The following is a 24189-nucleotide window of genomic DNA, read 5'->3' on the forward strand; positions in this document are numbered from 1 at the left end:
GCCTCCTGTGGGGCCGGTGTCCGTGTGAACGGTCAGTCGGCGAGGAAGGCGCTCACCTGGCGGGCGAAGTCCTTGGCGTGCTGGAAGAGGAAGGCGTGCCCGGCGTCGCTGTAGGCGACGAGGGTGGCGTCGGGGACGTACTGGACAGCGGTGTAGGACGCCAGGGCGGGGATCATCGCGTCCTTGATGCCGGTGGCGTACAGGACCGGCTGCCGGATGGTCGCCAGGTCCGCGCGCACCTGCTCGAAGGGGATCGACGCATCCTTCTGGATCGCGGCGATCTGGCCCATGGCCGCCGCCTCGGACACGTCGGGGCGTCCGGTGGCCAGCCGGGTGGCGACCCGGGCGAGGTGTGCGTACCCGGCGGCGCGCCCGGTGTCCGTGTCGGGGAAGAAGAGGAACACCAGGTCGTCCCCGGTGACCTCGGGCTTGGTCATGGTGGCCCGCACCTTCGGGTCCGGGTCGGGAGCACCGGGCACCGTCCCGCCGGGGTTGGCGGCCGCCACGACCAGCTTGCGGACCAGGTGGGGCCGGGTGCGGGCGATGTGCTGGGCGACGGTGCCGCCCAGGGTCCAGCCGAGCAGGTCGACCTGCGTGAGGCCGAGGGCCTCGATGAACTCGACGGTGCCGTCGGCGAGTCCCTCGACGGAGTCGCGTGGGGTGCCGGTGGTGTAGCCGGTGCCGACGTTGTCGAACACGATCACGTCGTGGGCGGCGGCGAGGTGGTCCAGGAACTCCGGGTCCCACCAGTCGAGGGTCCCGCGGACCCGGTTCAGCAGGACCAGCGGGATGCCGCCCCGGGGGCCGACGCGCCGGTAAGTGAACGTCGTGGAGGGGCCTTCCACGGTGAGGTCCTTCGCCGCGTCTGCCAGATAGGTGCTCATGGCGGGCTTCGCTTTCCTGTCGCTGCGTTTCATGACGGTCTTGTGGGAGTGGTCAGGCGGGCAGGCGGTTGAGCTTGCGCAGCTGCTGATCGAACATGCGGGAAGGCACGATGCGGCGCATGGTGCGCACGCGCCCGGTCATGGCGCCGGCGGTGTAGCGCAGCTTCGGCTTGGCGTCGGTCGCCGCCGCGACGATCTCCTTGGCGACGACGGCGGGGTCGTCGCCGTCCTTGACCGCGCCGGCCATGTACTCCTCGAAGACGTGGCGCTGCTTGGCGTAGACGTCCAGGGGCTGGTCGGGTCGCACGCTGGCGGCGTCGAACGCGGTGTTGGTCCAGGCGGGTTCGACGAGCAGGGAGCGCACGCCGTACTCGCGGAGTTCGTGGTCGACGGACTCCGAGTAGCCCTCGACGGCGTGCTTGGAGGCGGCGTAGACCGCCATGTAGGGCTGCGGCATGAAGCCGACGATGGACGAGATGTTGATGATCCGTCCGCTGCGCTGGGCGCGCATGTGTGGCAGGACGGCGTTGGTCATGCGGATGACGCCGAAGACGTTGATGTCGAAGAGGCCCTGGGCCTGTGCGGCGGAGCTTTCCTCGGCGGCGCCCGCCGAGCCGATGCCGGCGTTGTTGACCAGGACGTCGATCCGCCCGAAGCGGTCGATCACCTCGCCGACCGCGGCGGTCACCGAAGCGTCGCTGGTCACGTCGAGGTCGAGGAAGGTCACGCCCTTGAGGGGGGTGACCTGCGCGGTGTTGCGGCTGGTGCCGACCACCTCGTGGCCCGCCGCCACCAGCGCGAGGGCGGCCGCCTTGCCGATGCCGGAGGACGCACCCGTCACGAGGGCTACCGGACGTGTTGTCGCCATTGTGGGCTCCTGACTCATGGACTGCTTCGTCTTTGCGGGGGTGTGGGGGTCGCGGCGTCGGACGCGGACGCCCGTCATGCCGAGGTCCGTCGCCGTCGCCGCAACCTCCAATCGGTTTCACCAATGTATCAACTTCTCATTCAAAGGCAACATGACAGCATCAATTAAAAAGACATCCGTAGCGTTCACGTATCTCTTGCGGAGGGTCACGACGTCAGCGGGTCCTCCCCCGGAGCGCCCGCACCGCACCCGAGGAGCGCCCGCTCGGGCACTGTGGGAGGCATGCCTCTGTGTCGGTGCCCGCCCCGCTGCTGCCCTCCGGATGGACCAGGTCGGCGGCCCGATGCACGGCGATGCCCCGCCGGGCTCGGCTCCGGCGGGGCATCGGGCATGAGGCCGGTCTGCGGTCACCGCTCCTGTCGGCGCCGGCGACCGTCTCAGAGGGAGGGGCTGTCAGCGGTCGAGGAAGGCGTTCACCTCGGTGCCGAACTTGACGGCGTACTGGTAGAGGAAGCCGTGACCGGCGTCCGGGTAAATGTGCAGTTGCGCGTTGGGGAGGTACTTGGCCAACAGGTGGGAGTTCTTGGCGGGCATCAGGATGTCGCTCTCGCCGTCGGCGACCAGAGTCGGCTGGAAGAGGGCGTTCAGGCGCACCAGCTTGGACTTGTCGGGGATGCCCCACTCGGACCACGCGGTGAGCTGGCGGTCGCGGGTGGCGAGGCTGGAGGGGGCGTCGGGGTCAGTGATGCGCTGCCCGAGGCGCTGGAGGAACTCGCCTCCCGCGGCCTGGCTGGAGGCGGTGTTCTTGAAGAAGAGGAAAAGGTAGTCCTCGGGGCCCGGGGTGTCCTTCAGGGTCCGACGCAGGATGTTCGGGTCGGATGCGCGCTGGTCCACTCCGCCCTGGGGGCCGGTGGCGGCCAGGACCACACGGCGGACCTGCCAGGGGCGGCGCAGGGCGACCTCCTGGGCGACCTCGCCGCCGAGGGAGAATCCGAACACGTCGTAGCGGGGCAGCTTGAGGGCGTCGATGAAGTCGATGGCGTCCAGGGCCATCTGCTGGACGGTGCTGGCGGTGGTGCCGGTGGAGCCGCCGACACCGACGTTGTCCACGAGGATGACCTCACGCTTGGCGGCGATGGTGTCGATGAGCTTGGGGTCCCAGCTGTCGAGAGTGCCGCGGAAGTGCTGGAAGAAGACCAGCGGCACGCTGCCCCCGCTGGGGTGGCCGAAGCGGCGGTACTGGTAGGTGACGCCGTTGGCGGCCTTGGCGCGCAGGTTGGGGGCGGTGCTGGCGCTTTCCGCGTTCTGCGCCTGGGTGGCCGAGTGCCGCGTGCCGCCGGAGCTGCCGCTCACGGCATTGGCCATGCTCGGTGCCGTGACGACGACAGCCGCGACGACGGACATACTGGCCAGCGCCACCGCGGTCCGCCGGGAGATACGGGTACCTCGAGTGTTTGAGGACATGCCAATTCCTTGAGTCGGGCCGGAGATCTCCCCGGCGCGTTGAACCTGCCGTGCGCTCCGTGAATGCTCTGCGGGCGCACGGGAGTCGGGGCTATTCCTGACCCGGCGACTTCGTCGAACCGGGCTCGCCCCCGTACGCATGTGAAAGCCCCAACGGGTCCGGGGACCTCCCGCTTGGATGCAGACCAGAGGTCACGGACTGCGCGAGGGTGGGGAACTGGGAGCGACGACGCCGGTGAGCCGGGGGCGGCGAAGAGACTCCCGCATGATCGACATGTGCTGAAGCTAGGGATCGGCAATGTCGTCGGGAGTCGTCCCGGGCGCTCGACTGCGTCATCCGCCAGGGTGAATCAGTCCGCTCCCTTGGATCATGACGACAGCCGCCGTCGGGTCGGGCCCGAAGCATCGAGAGCATGACAATTGCGCGGGTCGTGACCGGAGGGTTTGCCCCGGAGTGGTGAATCTGTCGTGCGCCGACATCGTGGGCTGCGCGAGCCGGTGCCGCCGGCTTCCGGCCGCTGTCGCGACGCACCTGTCGAGTGGGCGCCGGCGTGGAGGGCGAAAGCGTTGCCTGACCGGCGACTTCGTCGAGTCGTCGCCTGTCGGGCGGTGCGGCGCAAACTCCAATATGTATCATCTATGTATCAGATAGAGTCGCATGCGCGGCGGGAAAGAATCAGTTATCGGGATACCCGTAGCGGTCACGTATCCTCTACGTGGGGACGAAAGCGAACGAGACAGGGAGACCGCTATGGGCCGACCGCTGCGGGCAGATGCCGAGCGCAGTGTGCGTGCGATTTTGGAGGCGGCCGAGCGGGTCCTCGCCGACGACGCCGGTGCCTCCATGGAGCAGATCGCCGAGGCAGCGGGGCTGACCAGGATCACGGTGCACCGCCGGTTCGCGAATCGGCAGGCGCTGCTGGAGGCGCTCGCCGTCTCCGCGAAGCAGCAGCTCCTCGACGCCATCGGGGAAGCCCGGCCCGACTCCGCCCCCGCGCTCGTGGCCCTGTACCGCGTGACCGCGAACGTCCTGCGGGTCAAGGGCACCTGGCGCTTCACCCTCAGTCACGCCACGCCCCATACCAGCGCCGCAGCCGCCATCTGGGAAGAGATCGACACCTACACCCTCGAACTCCTCGCACGAGCGCAGAACGAGGGACTCCTCGCCCCGGACGCGGACCTGGACTGGACGCGGCAGGTGTATTACGCCCTCCTGAGCGAAGCCCTCGACAGGCCGGGCGCCGACCAGGATCCAGCCGCGCAGGACCCGGACGCGCTGGCCGCACTCGTCATCGACACACTCCTGCACGGCGCGGGACCACGCGGCTGAGCCGCGACTGCTCGACACGACGCCGGATCCACTGACCGACCGCCGACGCCGCCGAAGCGTGTCGGCGGCCCTCACTCACGCCTGGCGGCGCTGGTTGGCCCGCGTAGCCACGCGGACGCGCGGTGGGGCACCTCGGCCCCTTTCCCTGTACCGAAACTTGTCTCCGCACGGTTATGAGTGGATCGACGAGCGTTTCCAACTGCCCGCCCCCGACCTGCCCTCACTCGGCAAACCCGACCCGGAGACGGCCGCCGAGATGGTCCGTACCCGATGGGAACTCGGAAACGCACCGGCGCCGAACATGGTGCACCTGCTCGAAGCCCACGGCGTCCGGGTCTTCTCCCTCCCACCGGACTCACTGGAGGTGGACGCCTTCGCGGTATGGCGGGGCAGCGTCCCGTTCGTCTTCCTGAACACGATGAAGACCGTCGAGCCCGGCAGGTTCGACGCCGCCCACGAACTGGGCCACCTGGTCATGCACGGCAGTGGCGAGCGCCTCTGCACCGGACCGGACGCCGAACGTCAGGCGAACGACTTCGCCAGCGCGTTCCTCATGCCCGCCGCGGGTGTGGATTCGACGTCCGTTCCCGCAGTCCTGTCTGCGGGAACGGGCATGCCACGTTCAGGCATGCGGCAGGAGCTGCTCCACGCCGGCCTCCATCGCCGCTTCGTCCACCCAGGGCGGGTTCGCGCCGTGGACGGAACAGGTCACGGCGGCCACGCGAGCGGCGAAGGAGCAGGAGTCGGTGACGTCCTCGAGGCTCAGTGCGTCGAGTCGCCCGCCAAGGTGTCCGAGGGCGGCGAGGCGGTGGAGCAGGCCCGCGGTGAAGGAGTCCCCGGCGCCGACGGTGTCCACAACGTCCACGGCCGGGGCTGGGACGGTGACCCGCAGGCCGTCGAGGGAGGCAAGGGCGCCGCGCCCGCCCAAGGTGATGACGACGAGGCGCGCGCCGGCGGCATGCCAGGTGTCGCACGCCTCCTCGGGGTCGGCACCGGGAAGCAGCAGCGCGAGGTCGTCCTCGCTGAGGCGAAGGATGTCGGCGAGGGCGCACCAGCGGGGAAGCCGTTCGCGGTAGACGGAGGGCGGTACGAGCTGGGTCCGGACGTTGGGGTCGATGGACACGGTGACGTGCTCGCGCGCCCTGGCGAGATTGTCCTCGATGCGGCTGCCGCCGGGCTGCTGTATCAGCGCCAGAGAGCCGGTGTGCAGGCAGGCCGCATCGTCCAGCCGGGCGCCGGCGAGTTCGTCGTCGGTCCACTGCCAGTCGGCGGCGCTGTCGGCATAGAACGTGTAGGTGGCCTGGCCGGAGTCGTCGAGGTCGGCGACGGCGAGGGTGCTGGGCTCGGGGGCGGCGGTCACGCTGCCGGTCAGGTCGACGCCGGAGGCACTGAGGCGGGCACGGAAGAGGGTGCCGAAGACATCCGTGGAGAAGCGCCCGAGGAAGCGGGTGGGGGTGCCGAGCCGGGCGAGGGCGACGGCGGTGTTGGCGGGGCCGCCACCGGGCAGGGCGCGCAGCGCGAGTTCATCTGAGCTGGACCGGGCGGGGTCGGTGAAGCCGTCGGCGACGCACTCGCCGAGGACGGTGACGCTGCTGGGGGCCTGGGGTCGGGCCATGGTGGTTGCTTGCCTCTCTCGGGAAGAGCGGGGGGCGAAGGGCACCGGGCCGGTGGCCTGATGCGACCCATGCGCAGGTATTGACATGCCGCTCAAGACGCACGTAACTTCCCTGCCACACGGAAGTAACGCGCGTTATTAAAGCGCGAAACCGGAGGTGCTGTCTCACCTCCGGACGGCCGAAAGGGACTGGAAGTGGCCACGAACAAGACGCATCGCGTGACCATGAGCGATGTGGCGCTCTACGCGGGTGTCTCGCGGACCACCGTCTCCTTCGTCCTCAACGACAAGCCCGGCGCCGCCATCCCCGAGGAGACCCGTCGGCGGATCCTGGAGGCGATCGACGAGCTCGGCTACCGGCCCAACGCCGGGGCGCGGGCGTTGGCCGCGAACCGCAGCGGGTGGTTCGGGCTGATCACCGAGATCGTGACCGGTCCCTTCGCGGGGGAGTTGATCACGGGCGCGCAGAGCCGCGCCTGGGGTGACCGGAGGTTCCTGCTGATCGCCGCGAGCGAGGGCGACCCCGCCCAGGAGGCCGCCGCGCTCGACCAGATGCTGGAGCACCGCGTGGAAGGGCTCCTGTACGCCACGACCTGGCACCGCGCCGTCACGCTCCCCAAGGCCGCCCGGGAGGTGCCGACGGTGCTCGTCAACTGCTACGACGCCGAAGGGGAGCTGCCGTGCATCCTGCCCGACGAGGTGTCGGGCGGATACAAGGCGACCCGTCGGCTCCTGGACGCCGGTCACACCCGCATCGGGTTCATCAACCTCGACCCGGCCATCCCGGCCGCCATCGGCAGGCGCGAGGGGTACGAACGCGCCCTGCGCGAGGCCGGGATCACCCCCGACCCCTCCCTCGTTCTCCCTGGCTGGGCGACCGCCGACAGTGCCTATACCGCCGCCTGCGAACTGCTGGACCGCCCGGCCGGCGACCGGCCGACCGCGCTGTTCTGCGGAAACGACCGGATGGCGATGGGCGCGTACGACGCGATCAAGGAACGTGGGCTGCGCATCCCGCACGACGTGGCCGTGGTGGGGTTCGACAACCAGGAACTCATCGCCGCCTATCTGCGGCCGAAGCTGACGACGCTCGCCCTGCCCTTCGAGGCCATGGGCACCAAGGGCGTCGACATGCTCGCCGCCCTCGCAGCAGGGCAGCCGCTCGACACCCACCGGGTGACGATCGACTGCCCGCTGCTCGAACGCTCGTCGGTCTGACCACTAATCAGCCCGCCGAGGAATCCCATCCCGTCTTCGCCCTGTGTGTTGAAGAGAGGAAAAGAGTCTCCATTATGGCACCCTCCCGCATACCTTCACGGCGGCCACGAGCCGTCCTGAGAGCAGTCACCGCGACCGCCGCCGCGGCCCTGGTCCTGTCCGCCTGTACGGGTGGCTCGGGCGCCGCCGGCGCCGGTGACACTTCTGGCAACCAGCTGCTCACCATCCCGCGCGAGGATCTGGCGACGTTCACGCGCAACTTCAACCCACTCTCGCCGCAGGCCGCCCCCATGACCCTCCAGTCGGTCTACGAGCCGCTGGCGGTGCACAGCATGGCCGACGCCAAGGACACGCCGTGGCTGGCCACCAAGTGGGAGCAGGCCAAGGACGGCAAGTCCCTCACCTTCACGCTGCGCGACGGCGTCAAGTGGTCGGACGGCCAGTCGCTCACCGCCGACGACGTCGTCTACACCTTCGAGCTCCAGAAGAAGGTGCTCGGCGGCTTCGACTACCTCGACAAGGTCACCGCGGTCGACGCCCACACGGTGAAGTTCTCCTTCGACAAGGCGTTCTCGACCGCGTTCTACGAGATCAGCGGGCACTACATCCTGCCGAAGCACATCTGGTCCAAGGTGAAGGACCCGGCGAAGTTCACCAACCCGGACCCGGTCGGCACCGGCCCGTACACCAAGATCGAGAAGTTCCAGAGCCAGTCGTACGAGCTGCGCAAGAACCCCGACTACTGGCAGCCCGCGAAGCAGCAGATCGCCGGCATCCAGATGCTCGCCTTCTCCGGCAACGACAGCGCCAACATCGCCTTCACCAACGGCGAGGTGGACTGGACCCAGTCGTTCATCCCGGACATCGAGAAGTCCTTCGTCGCCAAGGACAAGAAGCACAACCACTACTGGTTCCCGGCCACCGGCGCCATGATCAACTGGCAGCTGAACACCACCAAGGCGCCGTTCAACGATCCGGCCGTGCGCAAGGCGCTCAGCATGGCCGTCGACCGTGACCAGATCACCAAGGTCGCGATGAACGGCTACGCCGAACCCGCCGACTGCACGGGCCTGACCCGCACGTACGACAAGTGGCGCGACACATCGCTGGCAGCCTCCTGCACCTGGACGAAGTCCGACACCGACGCGGCGGCCAAGGCCCTCGACGCGGCCGGCTACAAGGAGAGCGGCGGCAAGCGGAAGCTGAAGAACGGCAAGAACTTCACCCTCGACATCTCCGTCGGCTCCGCCTCCTCCGACTGGATCTCGGTCGCCAACATCATCAAGCAGGACCTGGCGAAGGTCGGCATCACCGCCACCGTGAAGACGCCCGACTGGTCGGCGGTCTCGTCGTCGTACAACACCGGCACCTTCGACACCGGCATCGTGTGGAGCAACAACGGCGCCACCCCGTACGAGTACTTCCGCGGCGTGATGTCGACCAAGATGGTGCAGCCGGTCGGCAAGCAGGCCACCGAGAACTACCACCGCTTCGGCGACAAGAAGGCCGACGAACTCATCGACGCCTTCGCCGCCGCCACGGACGAGAAGACGCAGCGCGAGCAGATGAACGGTCTGCAAGAGCTGTACAACAAGGACGCACCCGTCGTCCCGCTGTTCACCGGCCCCGAGTGGGGCGCGTACACGGACGCCCGCTTCACCGGCTGGCCCACCGAGAAGAACCCGTACGCCACCCTCGGCAACCGCAACGGCAGCACGGTCCTCGTGCTCACCTCGCTGAAGCCCGTCAAGAGCTGACGCCGCCCGCGGACCGGCGGCCGCCCTCCTCCCCGGACGGCCGCCCCCGCGCACCGAGCCACACGTTCACCCCCCACCGACAGGGAGCACGACCCGTGCGTCTGATCCTGCGCAACCTGGGGTTCTATCTGCTCGCCTTCTGGGCCTCCATCACCCTGAACTTCGTTCTCCCGCGCTTCATGCCGGGCGACCCGGTCTCCCGGATGTTCGCGCAGGCCCAGGGCACCATGCAGCCCGACCAGATAGCCCAGCTGCGGAAACTCTTCGGCCTCGACAACCGCCCCCTCTGGGAGCAGTACGTCTCCTACGTCAAGAGCGTCTTCACCGGCGCCCTCGGCATCTCCATCTCCCGCTTCCCCACCCCGGTCTCCGACGTGATCGGCTCGCAGATCGGCTGGACCCTGCTCCTCGGTGGCGTCGCGCTCGTCATCGCCGCCGTGCTCGGCAACCTGCTCGGCATCGTCGCCGCCTGGCGGCGCGGCGGCGTCCTCGACTCCGCCTTCCCGCCTCTGCTGATCTTCGTCGGCTCGTTCCCGTACTTCTGGCTGGCCATGGGCGCGCTGTACCTGTTCGGGGTGAGCCTGGGCTGGTTCCCCATGCGGCACGCCTACGACGTCGGACTGACCCCCGGCTTCAACGGCGAGTTCCTCTCCAACGTCGCCACCCACCTGGTGCTGCCCGCGCTGACCATCGTGCTGGTCTCCATCGGCGGCTGGATGCTCGGCATGCGCAACACCATGATCGCCACAACGGCCGAGGACTACATCACCATGGCCGAGGCCAAGGGGCTCAGCCCCTCACGGATCATGTTCCGCTACGCCGCTCGCAACGCGATGCTGCCCTCCGTCACCAACTTCGGCATGGCCCTCGGCTTCGTCGTCGGCGGCGCCCTGCTCACCGAGGTCGTGTTCGCCTACCCCGGCATCGGCTACCAGCTGCTGATGGCCGTCCAGGGCCTGGACTACCCACTGATGCAGGGCATCTTCCTGACGATCACGGCGGCGGTACTGATCGCGAACTTCCTCGTCGACCTCGTCTACGTCCGCCTCGACCCGCGCGTCCGCGTCCGCTGAGGAGGCTGCCGACATGACCGCCATCGAAATCGCCACGGCCACCACGCCGACGGCCCCCGCACGTGCTTCCCGTCGGCGCGGACTGCTGCGCCAGCTCATCGACAGCAGGAAGGCACTGGCCGGGCTGATCCTGCTCGCCCTCTTCGCGCTCCTTGCCCTGCTCGCTCCCGTCCTCGTCCCGGGTGACCCGTCGCTCATCAACTCCACGGGCAGCCAGACCCCCTCGGCCGCACACTGGCTCGGTACGACCGCCAAGGGACAGGATGTACTCGCCCTCACCCTGTGGGGTGCGCGAAGCTCCCTCTTCGTCGGGTTCACCGTGGGGCTCGTGGCAACCGCGGTCGCCATCGTCGTCGGCCTGGCGTCCGCGTACTTCGACCGCGTCGTCGACGACGCGCTGACCCTGGTCACCAACATCTTCCTGCTGCTGCCCGGCCTCCCGCTGCTCATCATCCTGGCCGCGTTCCTGCCGCCCGGGACCTCCACCGTGATCCTGGTCCTCGTCGTCACCGGCTGGGCGGGCTCGGCCCGTGTCCTGCGCGCGCAGGCCAAGTCGATCCGCGGCAAGGACTTCGTGGCCGCCGCCGTCGTCACCGGAGAACGCCCCCTGCGGATCATGTTCCGCGAGATCCTGCCCAACATGGCGTCCGTGGTGATGACCACGCTGCTCGGCTGCGTGATCTTCGGCATCGGCGCCCAGGCCGGCCTGGAGTTCCTCGGCCTCGGCGACAGCAGCGTCGTCAGCTGGGGCACCAACCTGTACTGGGCCAGCAACGACGGCGCGCTGATGACCGGCGCATGGTGGGCCTTCGTCCCCTCCGGACTGTGCATCGCCCTCGTCGCCTTCGCCATCGCGCTGGTCAACTACGCGGTCGACGAGATCACCAACCCCAGGCTGCGCAACCGCCGTGCCCGCCGAGAGAGGAGGGGCTGAGCCATGGAACCCGTACTTGAGGTGAACGGCCTGCGCGTCGAATACCGCGGCGACGGACGAACCGTCGTGGGCGCCGACGACGTCTCCTTCTCCATCGGCGCCGGAGAGGTCTTCGGCCTCGCCGGAGAATCCGGCTGCGGCAAGTCGACCATCGCCAACGCGGTGATGCGGCTGCTGAAGCCCCCGGCGGAGATCACCGCGGGCAGCATCCGCTTCCAGGGCAGGGACGTCCTCGCCCTGGACGCACGCGAGCTGCGCGCCTTCCGGTGGCGGGAGATCGCCATGGTCTTCCAGTCGGCGATGAACTCGCTCAACCCCGTCCTGACCATCGGCGAGCAGATCGTCGACATCTTCACCACCCACGAGCGGATGAAGAAGCGGGCCGCGCGGGAGCGGGCCGGCGAGCTGCTTCAGCTGGTCGGCATCGACCCGGGAAGGCTGAAGGCGTACCCGCACCAGCTCTCCGGCGGCATGCGCCAGCGCGTGGTCATCGCCATGGCCGTCGCCCTCCGCCCCCGGCTGCTGATCATGGACGAGCCGACCACCGCGCTCGACGTGGTCGTGCAGCAGGAGATCATGGCGCAGATCCGCGACCTCCAGCGGGAGCTGGGCTTCTCCATCCTCTTCATCACCCACGACATGTCCCTGATGGTCGAGCTGTCGGACCGCATGGGCGTGATGTACGGCGGACGGATCGTCGAACTCGCCGACGCCAAGGACTTGTTCGCCCATCCGCTGCACCCCTACACCGAGGCGCTGATGAACGCCTTCCCGCCGCTGACCGGCCCGCGCCAGGAACTCACCGGCCTCTTCGACGCCCCGCGCACCGCCGACAGTTGCGGCTTCCACGTCCGCTGTCCCGAGGACCGCTCGGACTGCTCCATGAACATCCCCGACCTGCGCGAGATCGCGCCCGGCCGCTGGGTGGCCCGCAGCCTCGAAGGAGCCCCCCGATGACCGAACCCCTGCTGTCCGTACGCGGTCTGACCAAGGACTTCCAGGTCGGCACCGTCTTCTCCCGGCGCCGCGTCCGTGCCGTCAACGACGTCTCCTTCGACCTGCCGGCCGGCCGGATCACCGCCCTGGTCGGCGAGTCCGGCAGCGGCAAGTCCACCATCGCCCGCTGTCTCGCCCGCCTCGAACAGCCCTCCGCCGGACAGGTGCTGCTCGACGGCGAGGACATCCTGCGCACCGAGCGACGCCGGGCGTCACGGGCCTACCGCCGCAAGGTCCAGATGGTGTTCCAGGACCCCTTCGGCTCGCTCAACCCCGTCCACCGTATCGAGCACTTCCTCACCCGGGCGCTCGTCCTGCACGGCCACTCCGCCACTCCCGAGGCGCTGCGCGAGCTCATAAAAACGGTCGGCCTGACCGAGGACATGCTCCAGTCCTACCCGCACGAACTCTCCGGCGGCCAGCGTCAGCGCGTCTCCATCGCTCGCGCGTTGGCGGTGGAACCGCGCATCGTCCTGGCCGACGAACCGACGTCGATGCTGGACGTCTCCGTGCGCGTCGGCGTGCTCAACCTGATGCGGCGCCTGCGCGACGAGCGGAACATCGCCATGCTCTACATCACCCACGACCTGGGCTCCGCCCGCTACCTCGCGGACACCACGATGGTCATGTTCGCCGGCGAACTCGTCGAGGGCGGCGACGCGCTGGCGGTGATGGACGCCCCCGCCCACCCCTACACCCGCCTCCTTCTGTCCGCCGTGCCCGATCCCGAACGGGCCGGCAGCTACGACCCCGTCGAGCGCGCCCGCCTGCGCGAGGCGATCCTCAACCCCACGTCCTGCCCCTACGACGACGACGGCACGTGCAGCCGCACCGAGTCCGTCCGCCACATCGTCGGCGAAGACGACGGACAGCCCCACTGGGTGCGCTGCCACCTGCGCGCACCCGCCTCCGACATCGCCCGCCGCGTCCTCAAGGCCACCGACCGGCCGGACGGCGAGGCCACGGACGACACCGACGCCACCGAGAAAGCGGAGACCACCGCCGCATGACCCACGACCTCACCCTCCCCTCCGGCAGTCCCACCGCCGAGGGGCTGGCCGAACGCGCCCTGCGCGACCCCCACCGCCCCCGCTTCCACTTCACCTCGCCCGGCGGCTGGCTCAACGACCCCAACGGGCTGAGCCACTGGAACGGCGTCTACCACCTCTTCTACCAGTACAACCCGCTCGCCGCCGCTCACCACCGCATCCACTGGGGCCACGCCACAAGCACCGATCTCGTCCACTGGACCGACGAACCGGTCGCCCTCGTCCCCGGCACCACTGGCCCAGACCGCGACGGCTGCTGGTCCGGTGTCCTCGTCGACGACGGGGGAGTGCCCACGCTCGTCTACTCGGGCAGGCACGACGAGCATGAACTCCCCTGCGTGGCCAGGGGATCGGCGGACCTGAGGTACTGGACCAAGGACCCGGTCAACCCCGTCATCACCGCCCCGCCGGAGGGCGTCGACATCACGGCCTTCCGCGACCACTGCGTCTGGCGGGAGGGCTCGGGCGAGAACACGGTGTGGCGTCAGCTGGTGGGGTCGGGAATCCGGGGCGCCGGCGGAACGGCCTTCCTGTACGAATCCGACGACCTGCGCAGCTGGCGCTACGTCGGCCCCCTGCTGACCGGCGACGCCTCGCAGAACCAGGGCGAGCTCGACTGGACCGGCACGATGTGGGAGTGCGTCGACCTCTTCCGGCTCGGCGAGGACGAGGAGGCCGGCAGCACCGACGCGCTGGTCTTCTCCGCCTGGGACGAGGGCACCACCCACCACCCCCTGTACTGGACCGGCCGCTACCAGGGCGACACCTTCACGCCGACCGCCCTCCACCGCCTCGACTACGGCGGCCGCTACTTCTACGCCCCCCAGTCCACCCGTGACGAGCACGGCCGCCGCGTCATGTTCGGCTGGCTCCAGGAGGGCCGGACGGACGAGGCGAACGCGCAGGCCGGCTGGTGCGGTGTGATGTCCCTGCCGAGGGTCGTCACGGTCGCCACGGACGGCGGCCTGCATCAGGCCCCGGTGCCGGAGCTGATCGAGCTGCGGCGGGAACGCGTAGAGGTGGCGGCGGGCCCGCTGGCCGACCCGTACACCTCGCTGCCCGCCGTGCGCGGGGACCAGCTGGACATCGAGACGACCCTGCGTCTCGCTCCCGGAGCGACCGCCCGGCTCGTGGTCCGGGAGACACCGGACGGCGTGGAACGCACGGTCGTGGAGGTGAGCCGGTCGCACGACGGAGCGAGCGGCACCCTCCGCCTGCACCGCGAGACCACCAGCCTCGACCCGACGGTCGACACCGAACCCCGGTACGGGCAGCTGCCGTTGGACCCCGACGGCCGGGTCGACCTGCGGGTCCTCGTCGACCACTCCGCACTGGAGATCTTCGCCAACGGGCGTGCCCTGACCGCCCGCATCTACCCCACCCGCCCGGACGAGGCCGTCGGTGTCGGTATCGGTGCCGACGGCGACGTGGCCCTGGAGCGGTTCGACGCCTGGCAGATGGCGTCGGCCTTCACCGACGGACCCCGGCCGCTGTGGCCGTGACGGTCTTACACACGGCCACGGCCCGCGGGGTGGACGTCCCCCCGGGCCGTGGCCCACCCCCTGTTCTCCCTCAGGAGCCGCCATGAGCGTGTCCCGCCGTTCCCTCCTGCTCGCCGGAGGAACCGCCGCCACCCTGCTGCCTCTCGGAACCATCCTCCCCGCAGCACAGGCCGCCGCCCCGAGCGCCGCCGGAGCGACCCCCGCCGCCACCCCGATTCCCGACCCCATCCCCGTCACCGGCACCTGGACCCGCACCTCCGACGGCGGCCAGAAGGCGACCGCCGACCGTCGCGGGCCCGCCCTCGCCCTGTCCGAGCAGCAACTCGCGACCAAGGGCACGTACGCGGCCCGCGTCACGCCCCAATCCTCCTCCTCCGTAGGCGCGTTGGTGATCCGGGCCGCCCTCGACGGCTCGACCGGATACGCGGTCGCCCTCGACCCCGGCCGCGCCCGCATACGGCTCTACGACCTGGCCGGCGGCGACACACTTGCCACCGCTCCGCTCCCGGGCGCGCAGGCCGGAAAGCCCTACGACCTCGAAGTGACGCTCGACGGACCCGAGCTGACGGTGCGTGTCGACGGCAAGCGGCTCCTCCACACCGAGGACCACCGCCACGACAGCGGCTCGTTGGGCCTGCTCGCTCAGGGCGGCAAGGTCACCTTCGGCCCGCCCTCCCTCTCCTCGGTCACCACCAACCTCACCGGCTGGACCACGAGCGGCGGCACCTGGACGGCGAGTCCGCTGGGCTGGCGCGCGGCACCGACCCAGGGAGCCACCGCCCGCGCCATCACCACGACCAAGACGTACGACACCACGCTCCAGGCCGACCTGCTCCTGCACGACGCCTCCGCCATCGCCTCACTGCTGGTGCGCACCGACGCCACGGCCACGCACGGCTACGGCGTCCAAGTCGACGCGGACCAGGGCAGGCTGAGGCTCTACCGCATCGACGGCGACGTCACCCTCGGCACCTGCGCGACCACCATCAAGGCCGACAAGGTCTACCGTCTGCGCGTCGAAGCCGAACACGACGAACTGCGCGTGCACTGGCAGACCGACTTCCTCTCTCCCGACGGCTACAGCCCCGTCATCACCGCCCAGGACTCCACCCACACGAAGGGCCGACTCGCCGTCACGGCTTCGGCCGGCGAGGTGTCCTTCGAGAACATCGCCGCGGCCGACCTCGCCACCGGCCTCCAGGGCTGGACGGCCCGCTCCGGCACCTGGACCCCCGACCTGCGCGGCATCCGCGGCGAGAACGGTCTGCGCACGGCCCCCTGCACCGACGGCGACCTGGTGGCGAGGGCCGACATCACACCCGGCGACCGCTCCTCCTCGGCCGGCCTCGTCCTGCGCGCGTCCGCGAACGGCTCCGGCGGCTACGAAGCCCGCCTGGAAGCCGGCCGCGACGCCGTCGTCCTGCTGGACCGCTCCTCCGGCACCCGCCTCGCATCCGCCTCCGGCCCGGTCCGGCGCATCGCGTCAGGCGGCACCTACCGCGTCGAGGCCCGCGCGACGGGCAGAACCATCGAGGTGTACGTGGACGGCGTACGGGCGCTGAAGACCCGCGTGTCCCGCACCAAGGGCGCCGCCTTCGGCACCGCGGCCGCGCACGGGACGTCGTACTTCCAGAACGTCGAAGTGCGCGGCACCGCCGACTACTTCACCGAGCCGTACCGCCCCACGTACCACTACTCCCAGCTCACCGGCCCCACCAGCGACCCCTGCGGCCTGCTGCACCACGACGGCGAGTACCACCTCTTCCACCAGGACGAGGGCCGCTGGGCGCACGCGGTCAGCACCGACCTCGTCCACTGGCAGCCCCTGCCGAGCGCCCTGCCCTGGAACGCCTACGGCCACTGCTGGACCGGCTGCGCGGTCGTGGACGCCGACGACACCTCCGGTCTCTTCGACGGCGGCTCGGGCCTGATCGCGTACTACACCAGCTACCACCCGGACAAGCCGGGCGGAAACGCCAGCGTGCGCATCGCCTACAGCAAGGACAAGGGCCGCTCGTGGCAGTGGCACGGCGAATCGACCCCGGCCGTGCAGAACCCGGGAGGCCCCGACGCCGGCTGGACCTTCCGCGACCCGAAGGTCATCCGCGACGAGGCTCACGACCAGTGGCTGATGGTCGTCTCCGGCGGCGACCACATCCGCTTCTTCACCTCCACCGACCTCCTCACCTGGAGCCAGGTCAGCTCCTTCGGCTACGGCGACTGGGCCACACCCGGCGTCTGGGAGTGCCCCGACTTCTTCCCGCTCCCCGTCGACGGCGACAAGGACAAGGTGAAGTGGGTCCTCACCCTGAGCACCGGTGCCGTACGCGCCACGAACGGCTCAGCCGCCCAGTACTTCACGGGTGAGTGGAACGGCACCGGTTTCACTCCCGACCAGAAGGCCGGCACGGTCCTGCGCGCCGACTCCGGCCGCGACTACTACGCCGCCATGTCCTTCTACGGCCTGCCCGACGACCGCCGCGTCTGGCTCGGCTGGATGAGCAACTGGGACTACCCCTTCAGCGGCCCGACCGGCGGCTGGAACGGCCAGCTGAGCACCCCCCGCGAACTGACCCTCACGGACACCGCCGACGGCGTACGCCTGGCGCAGCGCCCGGTCCGGGAGCTGACGGCCCTGCGCACGTCCACCACGACCCGCAAGGACCTCGCCGTCGACCCCACCTCCGCGAACCCGCTCGCGGGAGTCCGGGGGATCGCCTACGAGATCGAGGCCGAGGTCACCTTCGGCACCGCGACGGAGGTCGGCTTCCGGCTCCGGACCGACGACGACCAGCACACGACAGTCGGATACGACGCCGAGGCGCAGGAGCTGTTCGTGGACCGCTCGGCATCGGGCCTGAGCGACTTCACGCAGTACTTCACGGGCCGCACGACCGCACCGATGAAGACGACCGGCGGCCGCGTGACCCTGCGCGTGTACGTCGACTCGTCCTCGGTCGAGGCATTCGGCGCGGACGGACAGGCCGTCGTGACCAGCCTGATCTTCCCCGGCCCGGACGCCGACGGCATGGCCTTCTACGCCAAGGGCGGCACCGCACACATCGACTCGCTCAAGGTACACAGGCTCGACAGCACCTGCCGCTTGGTGGATCGGGTGAAGCCGCTGGTGGCCGCCCCGACCGGCGGTGAATTCCGCTCGGACGTCGGCAAGCTGACGATCACCCCCGCCGGCCGCTGGTCGACGGAGAGCGCGGGCCGCGCCGGAAGCTTCGACAAGGACTCCAACGCGATCTCGGCCCGCACGGCGACGGACCTGGACCTCACCACCCTGGTCCGGCTCGGCGGCCCCGACCCGGACACCGGCGGCGCCCTCTCCCTCCTATGGCGCGCCTCCTCCGACGGCACCGACGCCTACTGCCTCAACATCGACCCCGACCTGCGAGTGATCCGCCTGGTCGCCAAGGCCGACGGCTACTTCGACGACGCCAAAGCCCTCGCCCGCGTCCCAGCCCTGGTCCGCCGCGGCACGACGTACCCCGTCCGCGTCCTCACCGAGGGCGACCGCATCCAGGTGTTCCTCAACGGCACCCGGATCATCGACGTGACGGACACGACGTACACAAGCGGACACGTCGGCTTGAACGTGTTCGGGGGGAGGGCGGCGTACCAGGACACGTACGTGCGGGAGTAACCTGTGTGACCTGCAAAAACGTCATGAACGGACACTGATCGGCCAGGACCGCCCAAGATCCTCAAAGGACTCACAATCCGTCGGCCGTGGGTTCGAGTCCCACCCGCCCCACCTGTGCAGGCTTCTGACCTGCGGAAACGTGCATCTATGGGTGTCGGATCGTCAACTTTGCCTGAACGGACTGAAATCCGCTGCTCGCGACTTCGGAGCTGGGCGAGCCGGGTGATGGCCGCGCGGTAGGCGGTTGGGTCGGGGAGGACGGCGGGGCGGACGTTGAGGTCGACCGCGACCGCGTGCCCAGGGGTGTCGTGCACTCGGCGGCACGTCTCGACGACCCGGGTCGCCCCCGGCTCGACCACCCCTGCCAGCGAACCGGTGTGCAGCAGAGTCACGTCAGGGCCGAGGGCGAGGTCCTCGGGGTCCCAGCGGCCAGGAAGTCGTACGTGGCCGCCCCTGTGGCGGTGTCCACGTAGGCGAGGGCGACTGTGGTGCGGCGGGAGGCGCTGGGCAGGCGGTGGACCGGCACACCGGTGGTGGCGAGATGGGCGCCGATCAGGGCGCCGGGGGCGTCGTCGCCCCAGCAGCTCATCGAGGTCGCCGTCCTGCCCAGGCGGTGGAGGCCGACGGCAACGTTGGCCGGGCTTCCGCCGGGGTGCGGTGTGAGGTGGTCGGCGCCGGTGCGCCAGACCAAGTCGACGAGTACCTCACCTGTCACGGCGATGGTCAAGGCGGATGTCCTTTCTGATGGCTGCGGATCGTGCAAAGGGGGAGGGCGCGCCAGTAGCGGGGAGTTTGTTGACTGACGCGCCCGGTCTGTGTCCCGTCAGTCCTGCTGGAGCCAGACGGCGGTGTCCGCCGGCAGCAGGCCGCTGTCGAGCGGGCCTGACGCCAGCAGCACTGTGCAGGCTTCGGGAAGGGGGAGGGGCTGTTCGCTGAGGTTGACCGCGCAGGACACGCCGTCGCCTCGTTCGAAGAGCAGGGTGCCGTCCGGGCTGTCGAGCCAGCGGAAGTCCTCGCCCCGCAGGCCTGGGTGGGTGCGGCGCAGGCGCAGGGCGGAGCGGTAGAGCTGGAGCATGGAGGTGCGGTCGGCCTGGTTGGCCTCGGCGGTGTAGGACTTCCAGTTTTCGGGCTGGGGGAGCCAGGGGACGGCTTCGGCGGTGCTGAAGCCGAAGGGTGGGGTGTCGCCGGTCCAGGGGAGGGGGACGCGGCAGCCGTCGCGGCCTCGGACGGTGTGGCCGGAGCGTTCCCAGGTGGGGTCCTGGAGCGCCGACTCGGGGAGGTCTTCGACCTCGTAGAGGCCGAGTTCCTCGCCCTGGTAGATGTACGCGCTGCCGGGCAGGGCCAGCATGAGCAGGGCGGCTGCGCGGGCGCGGCGGGTACCGAGGGCCAGGTCGGAGGGGTGGTGCCGGTCGCGCAGCGGGGTCGTCACGCCGGTGTGGGCGCGGCCGTAGCGGGTGACGTGGCGTGTCTCGTCGTGGTTGGAGAGGACCCAGGTGGCGGGGGCACCGACCTTCGCCAGATCGGTGATCGTGCGGTCGATCACCTCCCTCAACTTGTCGGCCTCCAAGGCGCACTTGAGGAAGTCGAAGTTGAAGGCGGTGTGGAGTTCGTCGGGGCGCAGGTAGTGGGCGAGGCGGCCGGGGCGGACGTGGGCCTCGGCGACGAAGACGAGGGGGTCGGGGTAGCCGTCGGCGACGGCGCGCCAGCTGCGGAAGATGTCGTGGACGCCGTCGCGGTCCCAGTGCGGGTGGTTCTCCTGGTCCTCGCCTGCGATGACGGAGAACTCCGTCAGGCCGAGGTCCGGGAGGGCCGGGTCCTTGACCATGCCGTGGGCGACGTCGATGCGGAAGCCGTCCACGCCCAGGTCGAACCAGAAGCGCAGGATGGACTCGAACTCGGCTCGGACCTCGGGGTTGTCCCAGTTGAGGTCGGGTTGTTCGGGGGCGAAGAGGTGGAGGTACCACTGTCCGTCCGGCGTGCGGGTCCAGGTGGGGCCGCCGAAGGCCGCGTGCCAGTCGTTGGGGGGCTCGCTGCCGTTCTCCCCTCTCCCGTCACGGAAGATGAACCGGTCTCGTTCCGGGGAGCCGGGCGCTGCCGCCAACGCCTTCTGGAACCAGGCGTGTTGGTCGGAGGTGTGGTTGGGGACGATGTCCAGGATGACGCGCAGGCCCAGCTCGTGGGCTTCGGTGATCAGCTTCCGGGCTTCGTCGAGGGTGCCGTACGTGGGGTGGATGTCGCGGAAGTTTGAGACGTCGTAGCCGCCGTCGGCCAGCGGGGACGGATACCAGGGGTTGATCCAGATCGCGTCGACACCGAGGTAGGCCAGGTATTGCAGGCGGGAGCGTAGGCCGGCGATGTCGCCGGTTCCGTCACCGTCGCCGTCGGCGAAGCTGCGTATGTACACCTGGTAGATCACGGCGGAGCGCCACCAGGGGTCGTGTGCTGTGCTCACGTTGCCGGGTTCCTGACTGTGTTCGGTGTGCATGTGGGGGTTGGTGGGGTGCGTCGAGTCCCGGCGCGGCTCGTGTCAGCCTTTGACGGCTCCGCTGGTGAGGCCGCGGACGAAGTACCGCTGCAAGGTCAGGAAGACCAGGATGGGGACGAGTATGGAGAACAGGCCGCCTGCCGTGACGAGTTCCCAGCCGGCGCCCTGCTGTCCCAGCAGGCTGTTGGTCGCGACGGTGATGGGCTGCTTGTCGCCGGGGCCCACGAAGATGAGGGCGACCAGGAGGTCGTTCCAGACCCAGAGGAACTGGAAGATCGCGAAGGAGGCCAGTGCGGGGGTCGACATTGGCAGGATCAGTCGGTAGAAGGTTTGGAAGTGGCTGGCGCCGTCGATCTTGGCGGACTCGATGACGTCCTTGGGCAGGGTCGCCATGTAGCTGCGCAGGATGTAGACGGCCATCGACATGCCGAAGCCGATGTGCGCGAGCCAGGCGGCCGGGAAGGTGCCGTTGAGGTGCGCGGAGGCGTAGAGCTTGATGATCGGGACGAACGCGACGTAGTTCGGTACGACGAGCAGGCTCACGATGATGATGAAGAGGGTGTCGCGGCCTTTGAACGTCATGAAGGTGAAGGCGTAGGCGGCGAAGGCGGCGATGAGGATCGGCAGGAAGACTGCCGGGAGCGTGATGGCCACGCTGTTGAGGAAGGCCGAGCCGAGATCCGCCTGCTCGATGGCCTTGGAGTAGTTGCCGGTGGTCAGGTCGGTCAGTCCGCCGGGGTGGGCGAACAGCGTCCACCAGCCGCTGGAATTGGCGTCGTCGACGCTGCGGAAGGACGTGATGACCACCCCGAGGGTGGGCACGATCCACAGGGCGCAGACGAACAGCACGCTCAGCCGTACCGGGAGCCGGCCGCGCGTCGTGCTGCGCCTGCCGCTCTCTGCGGGGGCGGCCTGGGTGCGGTTGCGGTGCTGTGCCGTCGAGGCGGTCTTCTGGATGGTCATGCCGACTCCTCCGCCCTGAAGTGGCGAATCTGGTAGATCATGATCGGCACGATGGCGATGAGCAGCATGACGACGATCGCTGACGCGTGGCCATAGTCGTAGTTCGTGTACAGCTGGTTGAAGAACTCCAGGCCGACGACATTGGTGTTGAAGGACCCGTTGGTCATCACGTAGATCACGTCGAAGATCTTCATGACGGTGATGAGGACGGTGACGAAGACCGTGATGAGCGTTCCCCGGATCTGCGGGATGATGATCCGCCAGAAGATCCGCATCTCGCCCGCGCCGTCCAGGCGGGCCGCCTCGAGGGTGTCCGCGGGGACGCCCTTGATGGCCGCGGACAGCAGCACCATGGAGAAGCCGGCCTGGCCCCACAGCAGCATGACCATGAGCAGCATGCTGTTGGAGTGCAGGGTGCTTTGCTGGAGCCAGGGGACAGGGTCGTGGCCGAAGGCGGTGACGACGCCGTTGAGCAGGCCGGTCTGCGGGGTGCCGGCCGGTTGGGTGGCGTACATGAAGCGCCATACCGTGGCGGAGCCCACGGCGCTGATGGCCATGGGCATGAAGATGATGGTCTTGGCCGCCTTCTCGGCGTTGGGCGACAGGCGGTCGGCGAGCGCGGCGACGAGTAGGCCCACCACGATGCAGGCGGCGGGGACGATGGCGATCCACAGCAGCGAGTTGAGCAGGGTCTGCCGGAAGGCCGGTGTTCCGAGGAGCTCGCTGAAGTTGTCCAGTCCGACGAAGCCCGAGCCGTCGCTGTTCTTGAAGCTGTCGACGATGGTGACGATGGTCGGGTAGACCAGGTAGACCCCGATCGCCGCGATGGCCGGCGCGATGTAGAGATAGGGCTTGATCCGGGTTTCCCAGCGGCCCGGCAGGGCTTCGGCGAGCTTGTTGAGCACCCAGTAGACGGCCAGGGCGGCGGTAACACCCGCCAGCACCGTGAGCACCGTCGAGAGTACTTGGCTGACCACTGCGGTCACCTTCCTCGAACGCTAGTTGGTGTCGGGTCTGTTCGGCGGCTGCCGAGGGCGGACGGGGGCGCTGCGGTCGCCCGTCCTCGGCAGCCCTGCCGCGCGGTCAGTTGGCGGGCCAGCCGGCATCGATGTTCTTCAGGGCCGTGTCCAGCGACTCCTCACCCGCGATCCAGGCCGTCATGTCCTTCCAGAAAGTTCCGGTGCCGACCGCGGTCGGCATGGCGTCGGAGGCGTCGAAGGCGAAGCCGGTGGAGTCGTAGGCGACCTTGGCGATCGTCTGGGTGGTCTTCAGCGGGTAGTTGCTGAGGGGGAAGTCCTTGTGCGGGGAGATGAAGGAGGAGCCGTTGCCCGCCGCGGTGGTGCCGAGGTCGGTGGCCGCGAGCAGCTTCATGACCTTGCGGGCGGCCGGGCTGTCCTTGTAGATGGAGGCGGTGTCGCCTCCGCCCTCCACGGGGTTGTCGCCGCCCGCCGTGGCCGGGGGCAGGCCGAACACGCCGACCTCGGTGTCCAGGTTCTTCTGGACGCTCTTGGGGAAGAACCCGGTGATGAAGCTGCCCTGCTGGTACATGTAACAGCCGGGCTTGCTGTTGAACATCGCGTTGCCGGCGGTGCCGAAGGCGTTGCTGGCAATCGACTTGCGGCCGCCGAGCACGTTGCCGTCGGTGAAGGCGATCTTTTCGAACTGGGCGGCGGCCTGGCGGACCAACGGCGAATCGAACTTGATCTTGTGTGAGATCCACTCGTTGTACTTGTCGATGCCGCCGTACTTCAGGACCAGGTTCTCGAACCAGTCCGTGGCCGGCCAGCCGGTCGCCGTACTGGACTCGATGCCCAGACACCAGGGCGTCTTCCCGTCGGCCTTGATCTTCGCCGTGAGGGTGTTGAGCTCGTCGAGGGTCTTCGGCGCGGCGTAGCCGGCGGTCTCGAACGCCTTCTTCGGGTAAAACACCAGGCCCTTGACGTTCATGCTGACCATCAGGCCGTAGGTCTTGCCGTCGACCTTGGCGACGTCCAGCGTGCCCGCCGTCATGCTCTTCTGTAGCGCCGGGAGATCGAGGACGTCGTCCAGCGGGGTGACCTTGCCCTTGGATGCGAGGTCCTTGATGATGCCCGGCTGCGGCATGAGTGCGATGTCGGGTGCGTCGCCTGCCTGCACCTTCTGCACGAGCAGCTGGTTGATGTTGTCGACCTTGCGCCACTGGACGGTGATTCCCTCGGCCTTGGCCTGGGGGGCGAGCTTGGACTTGAGGCCGTCGATGATCGGCTGGTCCATGCCCGTCCAGATCGTGACGGTCTTCGTGCCGCCACCCGCGCTGCTGTCGGAGCCGGATGAGCAGCCGGTGGCGAGCAGCGTGAGCGCGCTGACGGCGCTCACCCCGAGAACCAGCTTCCGTGTGGGCATGTGTTCCTCCTTGGTCG

Annotated in this window: 18 protein-coding genes and 1 pseudogene; 10 read left to right on the forward strand and 9 right to left on the reverse strand. The window is 69.3% G+C overall.

Annotated elements, in window-relative coordinates; all coding sequences use genetic code 11:
• Nucleotides 1-32 precede the first annotated feature (32 nt).
• From ACZ5SK_RS28970 to ACZ5SK_RS28980, 3 genes are all read right to left on the reverse strand, one after another.
• Nucleotides 33-884 carry an alpha/beta fold hydrolase gene (locus tag ACZ5SK_RS28970; RefSeq protein WP_328482047.1) on the reverse strand — a complete coding sequence of 284 codons (852 nt, stop codon included), beginning with the start codon at nt 882-884 and terminating at the stop codon, nt 33-35.
• 52 nt (nt 885-936) lie between these two features.
• Nucleotides 937-1752, reverse strand: a complete 816-nt coding sequence (locus ACZ5SK_RS28975) for an oxidoreductase (protein ID WP_328482048.1) — start codon at nt 1750-1752, stop codon at nt 937-939.
• A 453-nt stretch (nt 1753-2205) separates the two neighbouring features.
• Complete coding sequence (locus ACZ5SK_RS28980; RefSeq protein ID WP_334580293.1) at nt 2206-3216, reverse strand: alpha/beta fold hydrolase; 1011 nt, start codon at nt 3214-3216, stop codon at nt 2206-2208.
• A gap of 751 nt (nt 3217-3967) precedes the next feature.
• Between ACZ5SK_RS28980 and ACZ5SK_RS28985 the strand changes: the two genes are divergently transcribed.
• Both ACZ5SK_RS28985 and ACZ5SK_RS28990 read left to right on the forward strand, forming a co-directional pair.
• Entirely contained in the window at nt 3968-4546 is a 579-nt protein-coding gene (locus ACZ5SK_RS28985) for a TetR/AcrR family transcriptional regulator (protein ID WP_328482050.1), read from the forward strand.
• Nucleotides 4547-4847: 301 nt separating this feature from the next.
• Nucleotides 4848-5099: pseudogene (locus ACZ5SK_RS28990) on the forward strand (ImmA/IrrE family metallo-endopeptidase); the annotation flags it as partial.
• A gap of 69 nt (nt 5100-5168) precedes the next feature.
• Here ACZ5SK_RS28990 and ACZ5SK_RS28995 read toward each other — a convergent pair.
• Complete coding sequence (locus ACZ5SK_RS28995; RefSeq protein WP_328482051.1) at nt 5169-6161, reverse strand: carbohydrate kinase family protein; 993 nt, start codon at nt 6159-6161, stop codon at nt 5169-5171.
• 195 nt (nt 6162-6356) lie between these two features.
• On the opposite strand from ACZ5SK_RS28995, the gene ACZ5SK_RS29000 reads away from it, so the two are divergent.
• From ACZ5SK_RS29000 to ACZ5SK_RS29035, 8 genes are all read left to right on the forward strand, one after another.
• Nucleotides 6357-7379 (forward strand): LacI family DNA-binding transcriptional regulator, encoded by a 1023-nt coding sequence (locus tag ACZ5SK_RS29000; RefSeq protein WP_328482052.1) that lies wholly within the window; start codon nt 6357-6359, stop codon nt 7377-7379.
• 74 nt (nt 7380-7453) lie between these two features.
• A complete protein-coding gene (locus tag ACZ5SK_RS29005) occupies nt 7454-9136 on the forward strand; it encodes an ABC transporter substrate-binding protein (RefSeq protein ID WP_334580294.1) in 1683 nt (560 codons plus the stop codon).
• Between the two features lie 95 nt (nt 9137-9231).
• Nucleotides 9232-10209 (forward strand): ABC transporter permease, encoded by a 978-nt coding sequence (locus tag ACZ5SK_RS29010; RefSeq protein WP_468576691.1) that lies wholly within the window; start codon nt 9232-9234, stop codon nt 10207-10209.
• 13 nt (nt 10210-10222) lie between these two features.
• Nucleotides 10223-11143, forward strand: a complete 921-nt coding sequence (locus ACZ5SK_RS29015) for an ABC transporter permease (RefSeq protein WP_328482055.1) — start codon at nt 10223-10225, stop codon at nt 11141-11143.
• 3 nt (nt 11144-11146) lie between these two features.
• Nucleotides 11147-12100, forward strand: a complete 954-nt coding sequence (locus ACZ5SK_RS29020) for an ABC transporter ATP-binding protein (protein ID WP_334580296.1) — start codon at nt 11147-11149, stop codon at nt 12098-12100.
• Nucleotides 12097-13149, forward strand: a complete 1053-nt coding sequence (locus tag ACZ5SK_RS29025) for an ATP-binding cassette domain-containing protein (RefSeq protein ID WP_328482057.1) — start codon at nt 12097-12099, stop codon at nt 13147-13149. Before ACZ5SK_RS29020 ends, ACZ5SK_RS29025 begins: the two co-directional genes overlap by 4 nt.
• Nucleotides 13146-14690 (forward strand): glycoside hydrolase family 32 protein, encoded by a 1545-nt coding sequence (locus ACZ5SK_RS29030; protein ID WP_468576692.1) that lies wholly within the window; start codon nt 13146-13148, stop codon nt 14688-14690. The genes ACZ5SK_RS29025 and ACZ5SK_RS29030 overlap by 4 nt, the downstream gene beginning before the upstream one ends.
• An 82-nt stretch (nt 14691-14772) precedes the next feature.
• Nucleotides 14773-18342, forward strand: a complete 3570-nt coding sequence (locus tag ACZ5SK_RS29035; protein WP_361703417.1) for a glycoside hydrolase family 32 protein — start codon at nt 14773-14775, stop codon at nt 18340-18342.
• 388 nt (nt 18343-18730) lie between these two features.
• Here the strand turns inward: ACZ5SK_RS29035 and ACZ5SK_RS29040 are convergent, their stop codons facing one another.
• The 5 genes from ACZ5SK_RS29040 to ACZ5SK_RS29060 form a co-directional block, all read right to left on the reverse strand.
• A complete protein-coding gene (locus tag ACZ5SK_RS29040; protein WP_328482060.1) occupies nt 18731-19069 on the reverse strand; it encodes a PfkB family carbohydrate kinase in 339 nt (112 codons plus the stop codon).
• A 96-nt stretch (nt 19070-19165) separates the two neighbouring features.
• On the reverse strand, nt 19166-20827 hold the full coding sequence (locus ACZ5SK_RS29045) for a glycoside hydrolase family 13 protein (protein WP_443041291.1): 1662 nt from the start codon (nt 20825-20827) through the stop codon (nt 19166-19168).
• A gap of 42 nt (nt 20828-20869) precedes the next feature.
• Entirely contained in the window at nt 20870-21790 is a 921-nt protein-coding gene (locus tag ACZ5SK_RS29050) for a carbohydrate ABC transporter permease (protein ID WP_334580299.1), read from the reverse strand.
• The gene (locus tag ACZ5SK_RS29055; RefSeq protein ID WP_328482063.1) at nt 21787-22767 is read right to left on the reverse strand and encodes a carbohydrate ABC transporter permease; all 981 of its coding nucleotides are present in this window, start codon (nt 22765-22767) and stop codon (nt 21787-21789) included. The genes ACZ5SK_RS29050 and ACZ5SK_RS29055 overlap by 4 nt, the downstream gene beginning before the upstream one ends.
• A gap of 106 nt (nt 22768-22873) precedes the next feature.
• The gene (locus ACZ5SK_RS29060) at nt 22874-24172 is read right to left on the reverse strand and encodes an ABC transporter substrate-binding protein (protein ID WP_328482064.1); all 1299 of its coding nucleotides are present in this window, start codon (nt 24170-24172) and stop codon (nt 22874-22876) included.
• Nucleotides 24173-24189: the final 17 nt, after the last annotated feature.

The sequence above is a fragment of the Streptomyces sp. NPDC031474 genome (assembly GCF_055581185.1).

What these genes read in the sequence shown, in the direction of transcription:
- ACZ5SK_RS28995 (WP_328482051.1), bottom strand. Translation starts at nt 6,161, where the DNA reads ATGGCCCGACCCCAGGCCCCCAGCAGCGTCACCGTCCTCGGCGAGTGC.
- ACZ5SK_RS28970 (WP_328482047.1), bottom strand. Translation starts at nt 884, where the DNA reads ATGAGCACCTATCTGGCAGACGCGGCGAAGGACCTCACCGTGGAAGGC.
- ACZ5SK_RS29035 (WP_361703417.1), top strand. Translation starts at nt 14,773, where the DNA reads ATGAGCGTGTCCCGCCGTTCCCTCCTGCTCGCCGGAGGAACCGCCGCC.
- ACZ5SK_RS29060 (WP_328482064.1), bottom strand. Translation starts at nt 24,172, where the DNA reads ATGCCCACACGGAAGCTGGTTCTCGGGGTGAGCGCCGTCAGCGCGCTC.
- ACZ5SK_RS28985 (WP_328482050.1), top strand. Translation starts at nt 3,968, where the DNA reads ATGGGCCGACCGCTGCGGGCAGATGCCGAGCGCAGTGTGCGTGCGATT.
- ACZ5SK_RS29015 (WP_328482055.1), top strand. Translation starts at nt 10,223, where the DNA reads ATGACCGCCATCGAAATCGCCACGGCCACCACGCCGACGGCCCCCGCA.
- ACZ5SK_RS29030 (WP_468576692.1), top strand. Translation starts at nt 13,146, where the DNA reads ATGACCCACGACCTCACCCTCCCCTCCGGCAGTCCCACCGCCGAGGGG.
- ACZ5SK_RS28980 (WP_334580293.1), bottom strand. Translation starts at nt 3,216, where the DNA reads ATGTCCTCAAACACTCGAGGTACCCGTATCTCCCGGCGGACCGCGGTG.
- ACZ5SK_RS29045 (WP_443041291.1), bottom strand. Translation starts at nt 20,827, where the DNA reads ATGCACACCGAACACAGTCAGGAACCCGGCAACGTGAGCACAGCACAC.
- ACZ5SK_RS29020 (WP_334580296.1), top strand. Translation starts at nt 11,147, where the DNA reads ATGGAACCCGTACTTGAGGTGAACGGCCTGCGCGTCGAATACCGCGGC.
- ACZ5SK_RS28975 (WP_328482048.1), bottom strand. Translation starts at nt 1,752, where the DNA reads ATGGCGACAACACGTCCGGTAGCCCTCGTGACGGGTGCGTCCTCCGGC.
- ACZ5SK_RS29050 (WP_334580299.1), bottom strand. Translation starts at nt 21,790, where the DNA reads ATGACCATCCAGAAGACCGCCTCGACGGCACAGCACCGCAACCGCACC.
- ACZ5SK_RS29005 (WP_334580294.1), top strand. Translation starts at nt 7,454, where the DNA reads ATGGCACCCTCCCGCATACCTTCACGGCGGCCACGAGCCGTCCTGAGA.
- ACZ5SK_RS29025 (WP_328482057.1), top strand. Translation starts at nt 12,097, where the DNA reads ATGACCGAACCCCTGCTGTCCGTACGCGGTCTGACCAAGGACTTCCAG.